This is a genomic window from Streptomyces sp. NBC_01210 (assembly GCF_036010325.1).
GTDB lineage: Bacteria > Actinomycetota > Actinomycetes > Streptomycetales > Streptomycetaceae > Streptomyces.
On sequence record NZ_CP108549.1, the window covers coordinates 2,515,975 to 2,531,376 of the forward strand.

Annotated in this window: 15 protein-coding genes and 1 riboswitch; of the genes, 9 read left to right on the forward strand and 6 right to left on the reverse strand. The window is 70.6% G+C overall.

Annotated features, from left to right (window positions below):
* The first annotated feature begins 63 nt into the window (after positions 1–63).
* The 5 genes from OG735_RS11455 to OG735_RS11475 all read left to right on the forward strand — a co-directional run bounded on the left by OG735_RS11455 (position 64) and on the right by OG735_RS11475 (position 6,146).
* Positions 64–909 (forward strand): ATP-binding cassette domain-containing protein, encoded by an 846-nt coding sequence (locus OG735_RS11455; protein ID WP_327323039.1) that lies wholly within the window; start codon positions 64–66, stop codon positions 907–909.
* Positions 881–2,968, forward strand: a complete 2,088-nt coding sequence (locus OG735_RS11460) for a YhgE/Pip domain-containing protein (RefSeq protein ID WP_327323040.1) — start codon at positions 881–883, stop codon at positions 2,966–2,968. The genes OG735_RS11455 and OG735_RS11460 overlap by 29 nt, the downstream gene beginning before the upstream one ends.
* Before the next feature lie 38 nt (positions 2,969–3,006).
* A complete protein-coding gene (locus OG735_RS11465; protein WP_327328280.1) occupies positions 3,007–3,615 on the forward strand; it encodes a TetR/AcrR family transcriptional regulator in 609 nt (202 codons plus the stop codon).
* 364 nt (positions 3,616–3,979) lie between these two features.
* Positions 3,980–4,597, forward strand: coding sequence for a DUF4126 domain-containing protein (locus OG735_RS11470; RefSeq protein WP_327323041.1), 618 nt, complete (start codon positions 3,980–3,982; stop codon positions 4,595–4,597).
* Between the two features lie 61 nt (positions 4,598–4,658).
* Positions 4,659–6,146 carry a phytoene desaturase family protein gene (locus OG735_RS11475; protein WP_327323042.1) on the forward strand — a complete coding sequence of 496 codons (1,488 nt, stop codon included), beginning with the start codon at positions 4,659–4,661 and terminating at the stop codon, positions 6,144–6,146.
* Between the two features lie 15 nt (positions 6,147–6,161).
* On the opposite strand, the gene OG735_RS11480 is transcribed toward OG735_RS11475, so the two are convergent.
* The 6 genes from OG735_RS11480 to OG735_RS11505 all read right to left on the reverse strand — a co-directional run bounded on the left by OG735_RS11480 (position 6,162) and on the right by OG735_RS11505 (position 10,853).
* A complete protein-coding gene (locus OG735_RS11480) occupies positions 6,162–7,019 on the reverse strand; it encodes a hypothetical protein (protein WP_327323043.1) in 858 nt (285 codons plus the stop codon).
* A gap of 51 nt (positions 7,020–7,070) precedes the next feature.
* Complete coding sequence (metF, locus tag OG735_RS11485; RefSeq protein WP_327323044.1) at positions 7,071–7,988, reverse strand: methylenetetrahydrofolate reductase [NAD(P)H]; 918 nt, start codon at positions 7,986–7,988, stop codon at positions 7,071–7,073.
* A gap of 89 nt (positions 7,989–8,077) precedes the next feature.
* A complete protein-coding gene (gene thiE / locus OG735_RS11490; protein ID WP_327323045.1) occupies positions 8,078–8,752 on the reverse strand; it encodes a thiamine phosphate synthase in 675 nt (224 codons plus the stop codon).
* A gap of 86 nt (positions 8,753–8,838) precedes the next feature.
* Positions 8,839–9,204 (reverse strand): Rv2175c family DNA-binding protein, encoded by a 366-nt coding sequence (locus OG735_RS11495; protein WP_327323046.1) that lies wholly within the window; start codon positions 9,202–9,204, stop codon positions 8,839–8,841.
* 43 nt (positions 9,205–9,247) lie between these two features.
* Positions 9,248–10,483 (reverse strand): NAD(P)/FAD-dependent oxidoreductase, encoded by a 1,236-nt coding sequence (locus tag OG735_RS11500; RefSeq protein ID WP_327323047.1) that lies wholly within the window; start codon positions 10,481–10,483, stop codon positions 9,248–9,250.
* Positions 10,484–10,511: 28 nt separating this feature from the next.
* Positions 10,512–10,853 (reverse strand): hypothetical protein, encoded by a 342-nt coding sequence (locus tag OG735_RS11505; protein ID WP_327323048.1) that lies wholly within the window; start codon positions 10,851–10,853, stop codon positions 10,512–10,514.
* Positions 10,854–10,904: 51 nt separating this feature from the next.
* Positions 10,905–11,017, forward strand: a riboswitch (TPP riboswitch).
* On the opposite strand from OG735_RS11505, the gene thiO reads away from it, so the two are divergent.
* The 4 genes from thiO (at position 11,015) to pknB (ending at position 15,402) form a co-directional block, all read left to right on the forward strand.
* A complete protein-coding gene (thiO, locus tag OG735_RS11510; protein ID WP_327323049.1) occupies positions 11,015–12,187 on the forward strand; it encodes a glycine oxidase ThiO in 1,173 nt (390 codons plus the stop codon). Its footprint overlaps the riboswitch before it by 3 nt.
* The gene (gene thiS, locus OG735_RS11515) at positions 12,184–12,408 is read left to right on the forward strand and encodes a sulfur carrier protein ThiS (protein WP_327323050.1); all 225 of its coding nucleotides are present in this window, start codon (positions 12,184–12,186) and stop codon (positions 12,406–12,408) included. The genes thiO and thiS overlap by 4 nt, the downstream gene beginning before the upstream one ends.
* Positions 12,409–12,414: 6 nt before the next feature.
* On the forward strand, positions 12,415–13,209 hold the full coding sequence (locus tag OG735_RS11520; protein WP_327323051.1) for a thiazole synthase: 795 nt from the start codon (positions 12,415–12,417) through the stop codon (positions 13,207–13,209).
* 234 nt (positions 13,210–13,443) lie between these two features.
* Positions 13,444–15,402 (forward strand): Stk1 family PASTA domain-containing Ser/Thr kinase, encoded by a 1,959-nt coding sequence (pknB, locus tag OG735_RS11525; RefSeq protein WP_327323052.1) that lies wholly within the window; start codon positions 13,444–13,446, stop codon positions 15,400–15,402.

Genomic DNA, 15,402 nt, shown 5'->3' on the forward strand with positions numbered 1-15,402 from the left:
TTCTGTACAGGGTTCGGGATACTTTTTGCACTGACCAGTCAGTTCAAAAAGCTTGGGGGGAACATGGACAGCCCTGTCAGCCCCGACGGCAGTCACGGGGCAGCCGTCACGGCCGAGGACTTCGGACTCAAGGGCCCGCGCGGCTGGGCGTTCCGCTCGGTGAGCATCGAGGCGGAACCCGGCTCGCTCATCGCGATCGAAGGCCCGTCCGGCTCCGGCCGTACCTGTCTGCTGCTCGCGCTCACCGGCCGCATGCGCCCCACCGAGGGCCGCGGTGAGGTCGGCGGCCTGCAGCTGCCGCGGAAGATGGCCGCCGTACGCCGGATCAGCGCACTGGGCCCGGTACCGGGCGTCAGCGAGCTCGACCCGGCGCTGACCGTCGCCGAGCATCTGCGCGAACGCGCTCTGCTGCAGCGCCGCTTCGACGGCTCACTGCGCACCCTGCTGCGGCCCCGCGCCGAGCGTGCCGCCGCGGCCAGGAGCCGTATCGACGAGGCACTGGAGGCGGCGGGGCTGGACTTGGCCACGCTCCCCAAGAAGGACCGCACGGCCGTACGCGACCTGGAGCGCCTTGATGCGCTGCGTCTGTCCGTCGCCCTCGCGCTGGTCGGCCGTCCACGCCTGCTCGCGGTCGACGACACCGATCTCAAACTCTCCGACGACGACCGGGCCGAGGCCTGGAAGCTGCTGCGCTCCGTCGCCGAGGGCGGTACGACCGTGCTCGCCGTCTGCAGCCAGGCCCCCGAGGGCACGACGGTGATCCGCACGGTCGCGGACACCGCTCCGAGGAGCGAGGACCCGACCGAGCCGACGCCCGAAGACAAGCACGAACCGACGCCCGAAGACACAACCGAGGACACCACCGAGGAGGGGACGGCCGATGCGCTCGCCGAAACTGGCCGCGCTTGAGCTGAAGCGGTTCGGCAGGGGGAAACTGCCGCGCGCCGCGCTCGTCGCGATCCTGCTGCTGCCGCTGCTGTACGGCGCCCTGTACCTGTGGTCCTTCTGGGATCCGTACGGTCAGCTCGAACGTATACCCGTCGCGCTCGTCAACGACGACAAGGGAGCCACCGCTGCCGGCAAGAAGGTCGCGGCCGGCGACGAGATCACCAAGGGCCTGCTCGAGAGCAAGGTCTTCGAATGGCACGAGGTGAGCGCGACCGAGGCCCGCAAGGGTGTCGAGGACGGCACGTACTACCTCTCGCTGACCATGCCGCAGGACTTCAGCAAGCGCATCGCGTCCAGCTCCGGCGAGTCTCCCGAGACCGGCGCCCTTCAGGTGCGTACGAACGACGCCAACAACTACATCGTCGGGCAGATCTCGCGGACGGTCTTCTCCCAGGTCCGCACCGCCGCCTCGACCAACGCCTCCCGATCCTTCCTCGACCGGATCTTCATCTCCTTCTCCGACATCCATGACCAGACAGAGAAGGCCGCGAAGGGCGCCGACCAGCTCAAGGACGGGGTCGGCAAGGCGAAGAAGGGCTCCAAGGACCTCGCGGACGGGCTGAAGGACGCCAAGAACGGCAGCGGCAAACTGGCCGGCGGCCTCTCCAAGCTCAACAAGGGCGCGAGCGATCTCGAGACCGGATCCAAGCAGGTCTCCCAGGGCACCCAGAGGCTTGCCGACAGGGTCAACGGGATAGCCGCCGACGTCCGTCCGTACCTCAAGGACAACGGCAGGACGATCGGTGACACGGCCCGGCTGGTCGCCGACTCGTCCCAGGCGGTCCGCCACAATCTCGACATCCTCGTGAAGAGGGCCCCCGGCTCGGCCGTCCTCGCCCACAAGTCGGCCGACGAGCTGAGCGCGATCTACAAGACGCACTGCGAGGACGCGCTGCTGCCCGACCCGACCGTCTGCCCCGCGCTGAAGCGCGCCAAGATCACGGCGGCCGATGTCGCCAAGATCGCCGACGACGTCAACGCTCTGGTGAAGGACAACAAGGGCGAGCTGAAGAAGCTGGACGGCCACCTCGCCGATCTGCAGAAGAAGGCGACGGACCTCGCCAAGCGCTCACCGCGTCTCGACGAGGACCTGGAGTCGGCCGTCGGCCAGATCAATGAGCTCAACTCGGGCGCGAAGAAGGTCGCTCAGGGAGCGGACAAGCTGCACACCGGGCTGGGCAGCGCCAAGACGGGCTCCACCGATCTCGACACCGGCGTCGGCAAGCTCAAGAAGGGCGCCGGCAAACTGGACGGCGGGCTCTTCAAGCTCGCCGACGGTTCGACCGAGCTGGCCGGTGGACTGAACAGCGGCGTGGACAAGATCCCCGACTACGACAAGAAGGACCGCGACCAACGCACCGAGGTGATGGCCGACCCCGTGAAGCTGGCCGGCCAGTCCCTGCACAAGGCGCCCAACTACGGCACCGGCTTCGCTCCGTACTTCATCCCGCTCTCCCTCTGGGTGGGCTCGATGGTGGCGTACATGATCATCCAGCCGCTCAACCGGCGGGCACTCTCCGCGGGCACCTCCGCCTGGCGGATCGCGCTGGCCGGCTGGCTGCCCGTCGCCGCGATCGGTCTGCTGCAGGTCGGCGCGCTCATGTCCGTACTGCACTGGGGCCTCGGCCTGCAGATGGCGTACGCGGCCGGCACGATCGGCTTCCTCGCACTGGTGACCTGCTGCTTCGCTGCGATCATCCAGTGGCTGAACGCGCGCTTCGGAGCCGCGGGCCGGATCCTTGTACTGGCGTTGCTGATGCTCCAGCTGACCTCGGCCGGCGGCACCTACCCGGTGGAGACCAGTCCGGCGTTCTTCAACGCGATCCATCCCTACCTCCCGATGAGCTACGTCATCGACGCGCTGCGCAGGCTCATCACGGGCGGCGGCCTCGGCCCGGTGTGGCAGGCCTGCGCGGTACTGGCCGCCTTCACCGCGGGCGCGATCGCGCTGACTGCCGTGTCCGCACGGCGCAAGCAGGTGTGGACACTGGACCGTCTGCACCCCGAGCTGAGTCTGTGAGAGCGGCCGGACCTGTGAGAATCGACGCCATGGACGCCATGGACAGCACCAGCACCAGACGCCGGGCGACCCGGGCAAAGCTCTACGAGGCCGCGGTGACGCTCATCGCCGAGCAGGGCTTCTCCGCCACCACGGTGGACGAGATCGCCGAACGCGCCGGGGTCGCCAAGGGCACGGTCTACTACAACTTCAAGAGCAAGACCGAGCTCTTCGAGGAGCTGCTGCGGTACGGCGTCGGGCTGTTGACCGCCTCGCTGCAGTCCGCCGCCGACGAGACGGCGGAGCGCGGCGGCACCAAGGTCGAGGCGCTGGACGCGATGATCAAGGCCGGTCTGGGCTTCATCGAGCGCTATCCGGCCTTCACCCAGCTGTACGTCGCCGAGCTGTGGCGCACCAACCGGGCCTGGCAGTCGACGCTTCTCGTCGTACGGCAGCAGGCGGTTGCCGTGGTCGAGACGGTCCTGCGGGAAGCCGTCGAGAGCGGCGAGCTGAGCGAGGAGATCGATGTGCCGCTGACAGCCGCCGCGTTGGTCGGGATGGTGCTGGTGGCGGCGCTGGACTGGCAGGCGTTCCAGCCGGAACGCTCGCTCGAGGATGTGCACTCGGCGCTGTCGCGGCTGCTGCACGGCCGTGTGAGCGGCCGTTAGGTCTTCCGTACGAGGGCAGAAAAGTGCCGGTCCGGCGAGGCTCGATCCCCCCGAGCCCCGCCGGACCGGCGTTTCCCCCGTGTCCCCGTTTACCCCCGTGCCGGAGAACCCGTTTACCCCCGATTTTCCCCCGTGGTCACTGGGTACTCCGTCGTACTCCCCCGTTCCGTCCGGGGAGCCGCGCCGTTCCGCCGCCCCGTGTCGGCGGTGCCGGCGCCGCGCCCCTTCCGTGGTCTCCACTCTTCCTTCTGCGCAGGTGGAACCCCATCCGCGCGCGTACTCATCTCCCCCACTAGGTACGGGTACTCAGTCATCCGTGCTCATCCCCACCCGCGCGGGTCGAAGTCTGGTTACGATCGCGTCCGTGTCCGTACTCCCTCTCGTCTTCACCAGCGGCTGGGCCAGCGGGATCAACGCCTACGCGGTGGTCCTGTTGTTCGGCGTCTTCGGCGCGACCGGGCTCACCGACGAGGTGCCCGCGTCTCTGCAGCGCACCGATGTCCTGATCATTGCGGGCGTGCTGTTCCTCTGTGAGGCGGTTGCGGACAAAATCCCGTACGTCGACTCCATATGGGACACCGTGCACACCGTGCTCCGGCCGGTGGCGGGCGCGGTCGTGGCCGCACTGCTGGCCGGGGAGAACGGCTCGCTGCCGGAGCTCGCGGCGGCCGCCGTCGGCGGCTCGACCGCGCTGATGAGCCATCTGGTCAAGGCCGGCACCCGGATGGCGGTCAACACCTCGCCCGAGCCGTTCAGCAATATCGCGGTGAGCATGGCGGAGGATCTGGGCGTCGCCGGGATCATCACCTTCGCGCTCTTCCATCCGCTGGCGGCTGCCCTCATCGCCGGGACACTGCTCCTGCTGGGCATCGTGGTACTGGCCTTCCTCGCCACGAAGATCCGCCGTTTTCTGCGGCGCAGAGCACAGCGCCGCCAGGAGAAACGGCCGGTGGGCGCGGAAGCGTCCAGAGCGCCCTGGTGACCGGACCGCCCGGACGGGCCGCCGGGACGGACTGTCAGTGGTGGCCGATAAAGTCGCGGACATGGCACGGATTGCGGTGATCGGCGCCGGGATGGGCGCCATGGCGGCTGCCGCCCGGCTGGCCGTGGCAGGCCACCGGGTGACGGTGTACGAGCGGTCGGCGACTTACGGCGGCGCGGTGGGCCGGTTCGAGCGCGCGGGCTTCGTCTTCGACACCGGGCCCGGTCTGCTGCATCTGCCTGCCGTCTGGCGGGACTTGTTCGTCAAGACCGGCAAGGAACCGCTGGAGCAGTGCGTCGGGCTCGTCCAGGTGGACCCGGCGAGCCGGCATCTCTTCGCCGACGGCACCGAGGTGTCCCTGCCGAACGCCTCGCGGGCCGGAGTCGTCTCCGCGCTCGAAGCCGCGCTGGGCGCGGGAGCGGGCGAGCGGTGGGGCACGTTCCTGGGCCGGGCCCGGGACGCCTGGGACCGTTCCCGGCGGCCGCTGCTCGAAGAGCCCCTGTGGACCGACTGGCAGGTGCTCGGCCGCGATCCCTATCGGGCGCCGCGGCAGCGCACGTTGCTGCGCAGCCGACAGGCGTCCACGGTCTCCGAGGTCGGCGCCTGGGAGCTGGCCGACCCGCGGCTGGCCGCGCTGCTCGAGGGTTACGCCCTCTCGTACGGCCTGGATCCCCGGCATGCCCCGGCGGGTGCCGCCCTGCTGCCGTACATGGAACAGACCTTCGGCAGTTGGTATGTCGAGGGCGGGATGCGGGAGCTGGCCCGCGCGGTCTACGAGCGGTGTCTGGCCCGGAAGGTGGACTTCGCCTTCGGGACCGAGGTGGCCCGCATCGTCGAGAAGGACGGGCGGGCGGCGGGAGTCGAGCTCGTCGGCGGCACGGTCGCCGCGGCCGACCATGTGGTGGCGGGCATCGAGGCCGCCGATCTGGTCGGGCATGAGCTCTGGCAGGACGGAGACGTACGGCCCCAAGGGGGCGCCGGTGGTTCACAGTTGCCGGGCAGGTTCACCGTGCTGCTGGCGCTGCGCGGGGCGCGGCCCGCGTCGGCCGTCCACCGGAGTGTGGTGCACGCGCCCGACACCGGCGCGGAGGCTGCGGCCGTCTTCGGCGGCCGGACGGCCGAGCGGCCCACCGTCACCGTGCTGCGACCGGACGATCCGCGTACCCGCCCGGACGAGGAGCACGAAGCGGTGACTCTCGCCGCGACCGTCGCGGCGCAGGGCGGCCCGGTCGACTGGACGGACGCGGCGCTGCGCGAACGGTACGCCGAGGTGCTCATCGACGCCGCGGGCGCGGCCGTGCCGGAGATACGCGAGCGCCTGCTGTGGCACGAGATCCGTACGCCCGCGGAGACGGGTGCACTGTCCGCGCCCGCGCTCGCCGGGGACGGCGGGCGGTATCTGCACCCGGCGAACAGCACCCGGCTGCCCGGTCTGTATCTGGCGGGCGGCCGGGCGCACCCGGGCGGCGGACTGGCGCATGCCGGGATGTCGGGGGCGCTGGTGGCCGGCCTGATCGTGGAGGGGGCGGACTTCCGCGGCTCTCAGTGAGCCGCCGCCGGTGCCTCAGTAGCGGTACTGCTGCTCGTTGTACCCGGGGTCGTAGCCGTACGGAGAAGGCTGCTCCTGCGGCATCGGCGGCGCCTGCTGCTCGCCCTCCCGCTGCTGCGGGACCCACACCCCGCCGGCCGGCGTCTCGCTGTACGGCTGCTGGGCGTACGGGTCGGCGTACTGCTGCTGGCCGCCGTAACTGTCGTAGCTCTCGTACGCGTTGTACTGCTGGCCGCCGACATAGGGGTCGGAGTACGCGGCGTACGCCTGCTGCCCCGTCCCGTAGTCGTACTGCCCGGCGTATATGTCCTGGCCCGTCGGCTGCTGATCGTAACCGGAGCCGGTCGGCTGCTGACCGTAGCCGGAGTAGGTGTCGTAGCCCGTGCCGTACGTGGTGTAGTTCTGGCCCTGGTCCTGCTGCTCCGCCGCATAGGCGGCCTCGCTGTACACGCCGTACTGGCCGGTGTCGTCCGGCAGCGGCTGCGGCTCGTAGACGGCCTCGGGCTCAGGTTCCGCGGGAACAGGCTCATAGGCGAGGTCGGAGACCTCCAGTGTCGGCTCGCGCGAGGCGGCCGTGTCCTGATGGCCGCCGGACCTGCGCCGACGGCTCGCTCCCGGGCTGCCGCCGAGCGCCCAGCCGGTGGAGAAGCCCTTGCGGAAGGAGAGCGTGACATACGTCTGGCCGACGGCGAAGGCGATCGCGCCGAGCGCGATCACCACGACGGAGGGCATCAGTACGCCGAGCACCACGCACAGGAAGCCGGCGAAGGCGAGCAGCCGCCAGCGCAGCCGCGCCTTGTACTGCAGCAGCACCTCACCGAGCAGCCACAGCGCGACGATGCCGAACGCGATATAGAGGACCGTCCAGCCCATGCCCGCCCCTCTCCTGCGGCCGCCGCTCCGGGTCGGAGTGGGTACGACCGATCACGACTGCTCGTGCAGTCCGAGATTCTCGTAGATCTCGAGCGTCGCCGTGGAGTTGTTGAGTGTAATGAAGTGCAGACCGGGGACACCCTCGGAGAGCAACCCGGCGCAGAACTCCGTCGCGAACTCGATGCCAATGGAGCGTACAGCGGCGGGATCGTCCTTGACGGAGAGGACCCTCTCTTTGAGCTCGGGCGGGAACGCGGCGTTGCTGAGCTGCGCGAACCGTTCGAGCTGCTTGACGCTGGTGACCGGCATGATCTCCGGGATGATCGGGGTCGCGCAGCCCGCGGCCTCGACCCGGTCACGCAGCCGCAGATAGTCCTCGGGCTGGAAGAACATCTGCGTGATCGCGTAGTCGGCGCCGGCCCGGCACTTGTCGACGAAGTGCTGGATGTCGGTGTCCCAGTCCTCCGAACGCGGGTGCATCTCGGGGAAGGCCGCGACGCCGACGCAGAAGTCCCCGGACTCCTTGATCAGCTGTACGAGCTCGGCGGCGTACCGCACACCGTCGGGGTGCTTGACCCACTCGCCCATCGGGTCGCCGGGCGGGTCGCCACGGACGGCGAGGATGTTGCGGATCCCGGCATCGGCGTACTGCCCGATCATGTTGCGCAGCTCGGCCACGGAGTGGTTCACCGCGGTGAGGTGCGCGACCGGGGTGAGCGTGGTGTCGGCGGCGATCTGCTGGGTGGCCTTGACCGTGCCGGCGCGCGTGGAGCCGCCTGCGCCGTAGGTCACCGAGACGAAGTTGGGGGCCACCGCTTCGACCCTGCGCAGCGCGTTCCAGAGGTTCCGCTCGCCCTTCTCGGTCTTGGGCGCCCAGAACTCGAAGGAGTACGAAGTTTTGCCGGTTGCAAGCAGCTCACGCACGGTTCGTGCGTGATCCGTCCTGGTCGAAGCTGTACCGAGGGCCATACCCGCAGGTTAACCACGCCTCGCCGGTCACCCAACCGCACGAGGGGAATATGCCGGATTTGTCGGCCTACTGTCCACCCCTCGGACAGTTACCCGATCCGCTCCCCCACGCGCTCCCCCACGCGCTCCCGCACGCGCTTCGCCAGCGCCGCTGTCGCCGCGGCCGGGTCGTCGGCCTCGGTGATGGCCCGTACGACGACGATCCTGCGCGCGCCCGCGTCCAGCACCTCGTCCAGATTGCCGGCGTCGATCCCGCCGATCGCGAACCAGGGCCGGTCGGTCTCCAGCGCGGCTGTGTACCGCACCAGGCCCAGTCCCGGGGCATACCGTCCGGGCTTGGTCGGGGTGGGCCAGCAGGGGCCCGTGCAGAAGTAGTCCACGCCGGGCTCGGCGGTGGCCGTGTCCACCTCGGACTCGGCGTGCGTCGAGCGGCCTATGAGCACCTCGTCACCGAGGATCGCGCGAGCGGCCGGGACCGGCAGATCGCCCTGTCCCAGATGCAGCACGTCGGAGCCGATGGCGTGCGCCACATCCGCCCGGTCGTTCACGGCGAGCAGCCTGCCGTGTCTGCGGCAGGCGTCGGCGAAGAGCCGGAGGTGATCCAGTTCCTCACCGGCCTCCATGCCCTTGTCCCGCAGCTGCACGATGTCGACCCCGGAGGCGAGCACGGCGTCGAGGAACTCCGCGAGGTCACCCTGCTTCTTCCGGGCGTCCGTGCACAGATAGAGCCGGGCGTCGGACAGCAGCGCACGAGCCGTGGACATGGTGGTTCCCCCCGGTGGGTCGGCGGTGTACGGGCAGGGCGGCACAGCCCCCGGCCCGCACACCGCGTGTTGTTGTCGTCAGGACGTCAGACGGCGAGCGCCTGGGCCCGGCGCTTCACCTCCGTGCCGCGATTCTCGCTGAGCGCCTGCGCGGGCGTGCCCGGCAGGCTCGGGTCGGCGGTGAAGAGCCATTCCAGCATCTCTTCGTCGGTGAAGCCGTCGTCCCTCAGGAGCGTCAGGGTCCCTGCGAGCCCCTTGACCACCTTGTCGCCGTCGATAAAGGCGGCAGGCACCTGAAGCGCCCGGTTCTCACCACGGCGTACGGCGATCAGCTGGCCTTCCTTGACCAGCTGCCGTACGCGTGTCACCTCGACATCGAGCATTTCCGCGATGTCAGGAAGGTGGAGCCAGGCGGGGACGAGAGCATCGATCTTTGCGTCAATCTCGGTCACAGGACAAGCGTGCCATCCCGGACTGACAGTCGGTAGCCGGACCCTAGTCGGCCGCCGCCTTCAGAGGGACGGACGGGTCGGCGGCGCGCGCCGGATCCAGCCGGATTCCGGACAGGATGAGCTTGCGTCCTTGCGCCAGATCACGGGCTCTGCCGACGGCGAGAAGCGCGACCAGAGCGCCGTCCCGCAGCCAGAGCACCGACCAGGTCGCGCCTGCCGGATCGCCGCGCCACACCATCGTGTCGGCGGCCTCATGATGGCCCGCGTACTGCACAAAGCGCCCGAACTGCTCGGACCAGAAGTACGGCACCGGGTCATAGACCTCCGGTGGCTCCTGTCCCGGCGCGCCGCCGATGACATTGGCGGCGACCGTACGCGGCCCCTGCAGAGCGTTGTCCCAGTGGTGCACGAGCAGCCGCTCGCCGTAACGGCCGGACGGGAAGGAGGCGCAGTCCCCGACGGCGTACACATCGGGCAGCGAGGTGCGCAGATACGCGTCCGCGGTGATTGCGCCGTCCGGGCCGAGCGCGATGCCGGAGCCGGCGAGCCAGGCGGTGGCGGGCCGGGCGCCGATGCCGACGACCACGGCGCCCGCCGGAAGCTGCCGGCCGTCGGCCAGGATCACCGCGCCGGGCTCGATGTCCGCCACGCGCGCGTGGGTGAGCAGTTCGACGCCGTACTCCGCGTACCAATCGGCCATCGGGCCGGCGACCTCGGCGGGCAGGGCTCCGGCCAGCGGGCGCCCGGCGGCCTCGACGACAGTGACCGTGCAGCCCGCCTCACGGGCGGCCGTCGCGAACTCCGCGCCGATCCAGCCCGCGCCGACGACCACTATGTCGTGCTGCTCCGTGAGAACGGGGCGCAGCCGCGCGGCGTCGTCGAGGGTACGCAGCAGATGGACGCCGGGTACGCCCACGGCGCCGGGCAGGGTGATCGGTTCCGCACCGCTGGCGATGACCAGGACGTCGTACGGGACCGGACCTGCCGCGGTGTCCAGCTCATGGGCCCCGGCGCGCACTCCGGTCACCTCGCAGCCCAGCCGCAGCTCGATGCCGAGTGCCTCGAAGTCGACGTCGAAGGCCGAGCCCTCCGCCTTGCCGAGCAGGATCGCCTTGGAGAGCGGAGGTCTGTCGTACGGCTGATGGGGCTCGGCGCCGATCAGGGTGACCGGGCCGGTGAAACCCTGCTCGCGCAGTGCCACCGCGGTCTGCACTCCGGCCATTCCCGCGCCGACGACGACCACGCGCCGCTGCGTCTGTGCTGTCTGCTGCTCGCTCACCCGACAACCTTACGCATCTGACAGACCGTCAGGAAGGCAGCTGTTCGACGACGCTCGTCCCGCTGCCCTCCTGGGACTCCCATTCCCAGCTCTCCTCCAGCCGCAGCCGCCCGTCCTCGAGCTCCACGACGGTGGAGAGACAGTGCCCCGAGGACGTTCCGCCGTCCGCCTTCAGCTGCACATAACGGAAGTCGAGCCGGTCGCCCTCCCTGGTGCCCACAAGGTGGCCGCGGAGCACGTCGCCGCCCTCGTACTCGGCCCAGATCCGGCCTTCCTGCTCGTGGTACGTGAACCGGGTCCGGGTCCCCACCTGGCCCGGAGCCTGGTCTGCGACCGGGGAGAGCACGAGTCCGTCGAGCGACCTTGCCACAGTGGCTGCTCCCTTACTGCGAGTTGGGGCCTGGGGTTAGGGTGGCCACCGTAAGGCACTCGCGGGAGCCCGGACGCACCGGGCTGAGAGGGAGGCTGGACGGCCTCCGACCGTACGAACCTGATCCGGGTCATGCCGGCGAAGGGAGGGGCTGGACGCCCATGTCGCGTACCTCAGACGTCCTCGTTGTCGGGGGCGGAATCATCGGCCTGGTCACGGCCTGGCGTGCGGCGCAGCGAGGGCTGCGGGTCGCCGTCGCCGATCCGGAGCCCGGCGGCGGCGCTGCGCAGGTCGCGGCGGGCATGCTCGCCGCCGTCACCGAACTGCACTACGGCGAGCAGACGCTGCTCGGCCTCAATCTGGAGTCTGCGCGGCGCTATCCCGCCTTCGTCGCCGAGCTGGAGGAGGCGAGCGGACAGTCCGTCGGCTATCGCGCCTGTGGCACGCTCGCGGTCGCGCTCGACGCCGACGACCGCGCGCACCTGCGTGAACTGCACGCCCTGCAGCGTCAGTCCGGTCTGGAGTCGGAGTGGCTGACGGGGCGCGAATGCCGCCGCCTGGAGCCGATGCTCGCGCCCGGCGTGCGCGGGGGCCTTCGGGTGGACGGCGACCACCAGGTCGATCCGCGGCGGCTGGCCGCGGCGCTGGTGGCGGCCTGCGAGCGGGCCGGGGTGGTCTTCCAGCGCGGCTGGGCGGAGCGGCTGTCAGTGGTACGGGACCGGGCGGCAGGAGCCGTACTGACGGACGGCAGTGAGCTCGCCGCGGACCAGGTGGTGCTGGCGTGCGGCAGTCTGAGCGGCAGGCTCGGCGGCGTACCGGAGGATGTACTGCCGCCGGTACGGCCGGTGAAGGGCCAGGTCCTGCGGCTGACCGTGCCGCGTGCGTACGCGCCGTTCCTCTCCCGGACCGTGCGGGCCGTGGTGCGCGGCAGTGACGTCTATCTGGTGCCGCGCGAGAACGGCGAGCTGGTCATCGGGGCGACCAGCGAGGAGCTCGGCTGGGACACCACGGTGACGGCGGGCGGGGTGTACGAGCTGCTGCGCGACGCGCACGAGCTGGTGCCCGGCATCACCGAGCTGCCGCTCACCGAGACCCGCGCCGGGCTGCGCCCCGGCTCTCCCGACAATGCGCCGCTGCTGGGCCCGACCGCTCTGCCGGGCCTGCATCTGGCCACCGGCCACCACCGCAACGGGGTGCTGCTCACACCCGTCACCGGCGATGTGATGGCCACGGTGCTGGTCACCGGCGCACTGCCGGACGAGGCCCGCGCCTTCACTCCTCGCCGCTTCTCCCCCGTACCTCAGGAGCAGCTACCTCAGGAGCAGCCCGCATGAACGTCCCCGTGTCCGTCACCATCACCGTCTCCGTCAACGGCGAGGCGCGCGAGTTCGCCACAGGCACCACGCTGGACGCCCTGGTCACGTCCCTCACCGCCGCCCCGTCCGGAGTCGCCGCCGCAGTCAACGAGACGGTCGTCCCGCGCAGCCGATGGGCCGGCACGCGCCTCGGCGACGGCGACCGTGTCGAAGTCCTCACCGCAGTGCAGGGAGGCTGATCAGCCATGGCCGACGACCGTCTCACCATCGGCGGCACCGCCTTCAACTCCCGGCTGATCATGGGTACGGGCGGGGCGCCCAGCCTTGACGTACTCGAACGGTCCCTCGTCGCGAGCGGCACGGAGCTGACCACCGTCGCGATGCGCCGCCTCGACCCGACCGTCCAGGGCTCCGTGCTGTCCGTGCTGGAGAAGCTGAACATCAGTGTGCTGCCCAATACGGCGGGCTGCTTCACGGCGGGCGAGGCCGTCCTGACCGCGCGGCTCGCCCGGGAGGCGCTCGGCACGGAGTGGATCAAGCTCGAGGTCGTCGCGGACGAGCGCACACTGCTGCCCGACCCGATCGAGCTGCTGGACGCGGCCGAGACCCTGGTCGACGACGGCTTCACGGTGCTGCCGTACACCAACGACGACCCGGTGCTGGCGCGGAAGCTGGAGGATGTGGGCTGCGCGGCGATCATGCCGCTGGGCTCGCCGATCGGCTCCGGCCTCGGTATCCGTAATCCGCACAATTTCCAGCTGATCGTCGAGCACGCGCGCGTGCCGGTGATTCTGGACGCGGGAGCGGGCACGGCCTCCGACGCGGCGCTGGCGATGGAGCTGGGCTGCGCGGCGGTGATGCTGGCCTCGGCGGTGACCCGGGCGCAGGAGCCGGTGCTCATGGCGGAGGCGATGCGCCATGCGGTCGAGGGGGGCCGCCTCGCGCACCGGGCGGGCCGCATCCCGCGCCGCCACTTCGCGGAGGCGTCGTCCCCTCACGAGGGCCGCGCGGCCCTCGACCCGGAGCGACCCGCGTTCTGACCGCTGCGCGGAGCCGTTTCCCCATCCCGCCGTCCCCGTGACCCGGGCTGCACCGGACCCCGCTCCTCAAACGCCGGAGTGGCTGGAATCCGGTGATTGAGGACACGCCCGAAGGGCGTACCGGGGTCCGGCGAAGCCCCGGGAAGCGGGCGCTGTCACAGCTCGGCTGCAGTACGGCCCCGGTCTCACCCCGGGGCGTCGGGGCTGTCCGTGGTGACTCGTAGACTCTCCCGCGTGGATACGAGCCTCAAGGACCCCCTCGTCGGGCATGTGCTCGACGGCCGCTACCGCGTCGACGCGCGCATCGCCGTCGGCGGGATGGCCACGGTCTACCGGGCCGTCGACACCCGGCTCGACCGGGTGCTCGCGCTCAAGGTGATGCACCCCGCCCTCGCCGCCGACGCCTCTTTCGTGGAGCGCTTCATCCGCGAGGCCAAGTCCGTGGCGCACCTCGCCCACCCCAATGTGGTGGGGGTCTTCGACCAGGGCGCCGAGGGTGCGTATGTCTATCTCGCGATGGAGTACGTCGCGGGCTGCACGCTGCGCGACGTCCTGCGCGAGCGCGGGGCGCTCCAGCCGCGGGCCGCGCTCGACATCCTGGAGCCCGTGCTGGCCGCGCTCGGTGCCGCGCACCGGGCCGGTTTCGTGCACCGGGACATGAAGCCGGAGAACGTGCTGATAGGGGACGACGGCCGGGTCAAGGTCGCCGACTTCGGTCTGGTACGGACCGTGGGCTCCGTCACCAGCACCACCGGCACGGTGCTCGGCACGGTCTCCTATCTCGCTCCCGAGCAGATCGAGTACGGCACCGCCGACACCCGCGCCGATGTGTACGCCTGCGGGGTCGTCCTCTACGAGATGCTCACCGGCACCAAGCCGCACTCCGGCGACACCCCCGCCCAGGTCCTCTTCCAGCATCTGAACGAGGACGTTCCGGCGCCCTCCGCCCTCGTCCCCGGGCTCGCTGTCGAGCTCGACGAGCTGGTGGCGAGCGCCACCGCCCGTAACCCCGAGGTCCGCCCGCACGACGCGGTGGCGCTGCTCGCGCAGGTCCGCGAGGCCCGTGCGCCGCTCGGTGACAAGCAGCTGGACCTGGTGCCGCCGCAGGCGCACACCGAGGCGCAGGACCAGTCCGGGGAGCAGCGCTCGGACGGGGTCCCCGCCTCCGAGGACCGTACGAGCGTGATCCCGCGTGTGATCCCCCGCGAGGAGCCGGAGGAGCCGGAGGTCAACCGCACCACCCGGCTGGCGATGCCGCCCTCGGCGCCGCCGCAGCCCCCGCAGCATTCCCGTCGGCGCGCCGTCCCCAACCGCGGCGTCCTCGCGCTGATGGTCGCGCTGTTCCTGATCCTCGGTGTGGGCGCCGGCGTCTGGTACATCAACTCCGGGCAGTTCACCCGTGTCCCCGCCCTGATCGGCAAGACCGAGAAGGACGCCAGGCAGGAGCTGAAGAACGCCGGACTGGATGTGCGGAAGGTCCGCTTCGACTTCAGCGAGACAGTCAAGCGCGGCACGGTCATCAACAGCGACCCCGCGACCAACGAGCGCATCCGTGGCAACGGCTCGGTGACGATCGTCGTCTCGCGCGGCCCGGAGATCGTCAAGGTCCCCCAGCTCAAGGGCAAGCCGCTCGCCAAGGCCGAGCGTGAGCTGAAGAAGCTCGGTCTCGCGCCGGGAGTGGTGACCAAGGAGTTCAGCGAGGAGATCGCGCAGGGCTCGGTGATCAGCACGGACCCGGAGGCCGGGGCCGGGCGCAGCCCCGATTCCGCGGTCGCCCTCACCGTCAGCAAGGGCGCTCCGATCGAGGTCCCCGGTGTGACCGGCGATTCCCTGGATGCCGCCACCAGCGAGCTCGAAGGCGCCGGGTTCAAGGTCAAGGTCGCCTCCGCGCAGATCAACTCCCCGGAGGATGCGGGCTCCGTCGCCAAGCAGTCCGCGGCCGAGGGCACTCAGCTGGCCCGCGGTGACACGATCACTCTGACGGTCTCCAAGGGCCCGCGGATGATCGACGTGCCCGATGTGGTCGGCAAGAAGGCCGACGAGGCCACGAGCAGGCTGAAGGCGGCGGGCTTCGAGGTCAAGGTCGAGAAGAGCTTCCCGTTCTTCGGCGACACGGTCGAGAGCCAGTCCGTCGAGGGCGGCGGCCAGGCCCCCGAAGGCAGCACGATCACCATCAAGACCGGGGGGCTGTAG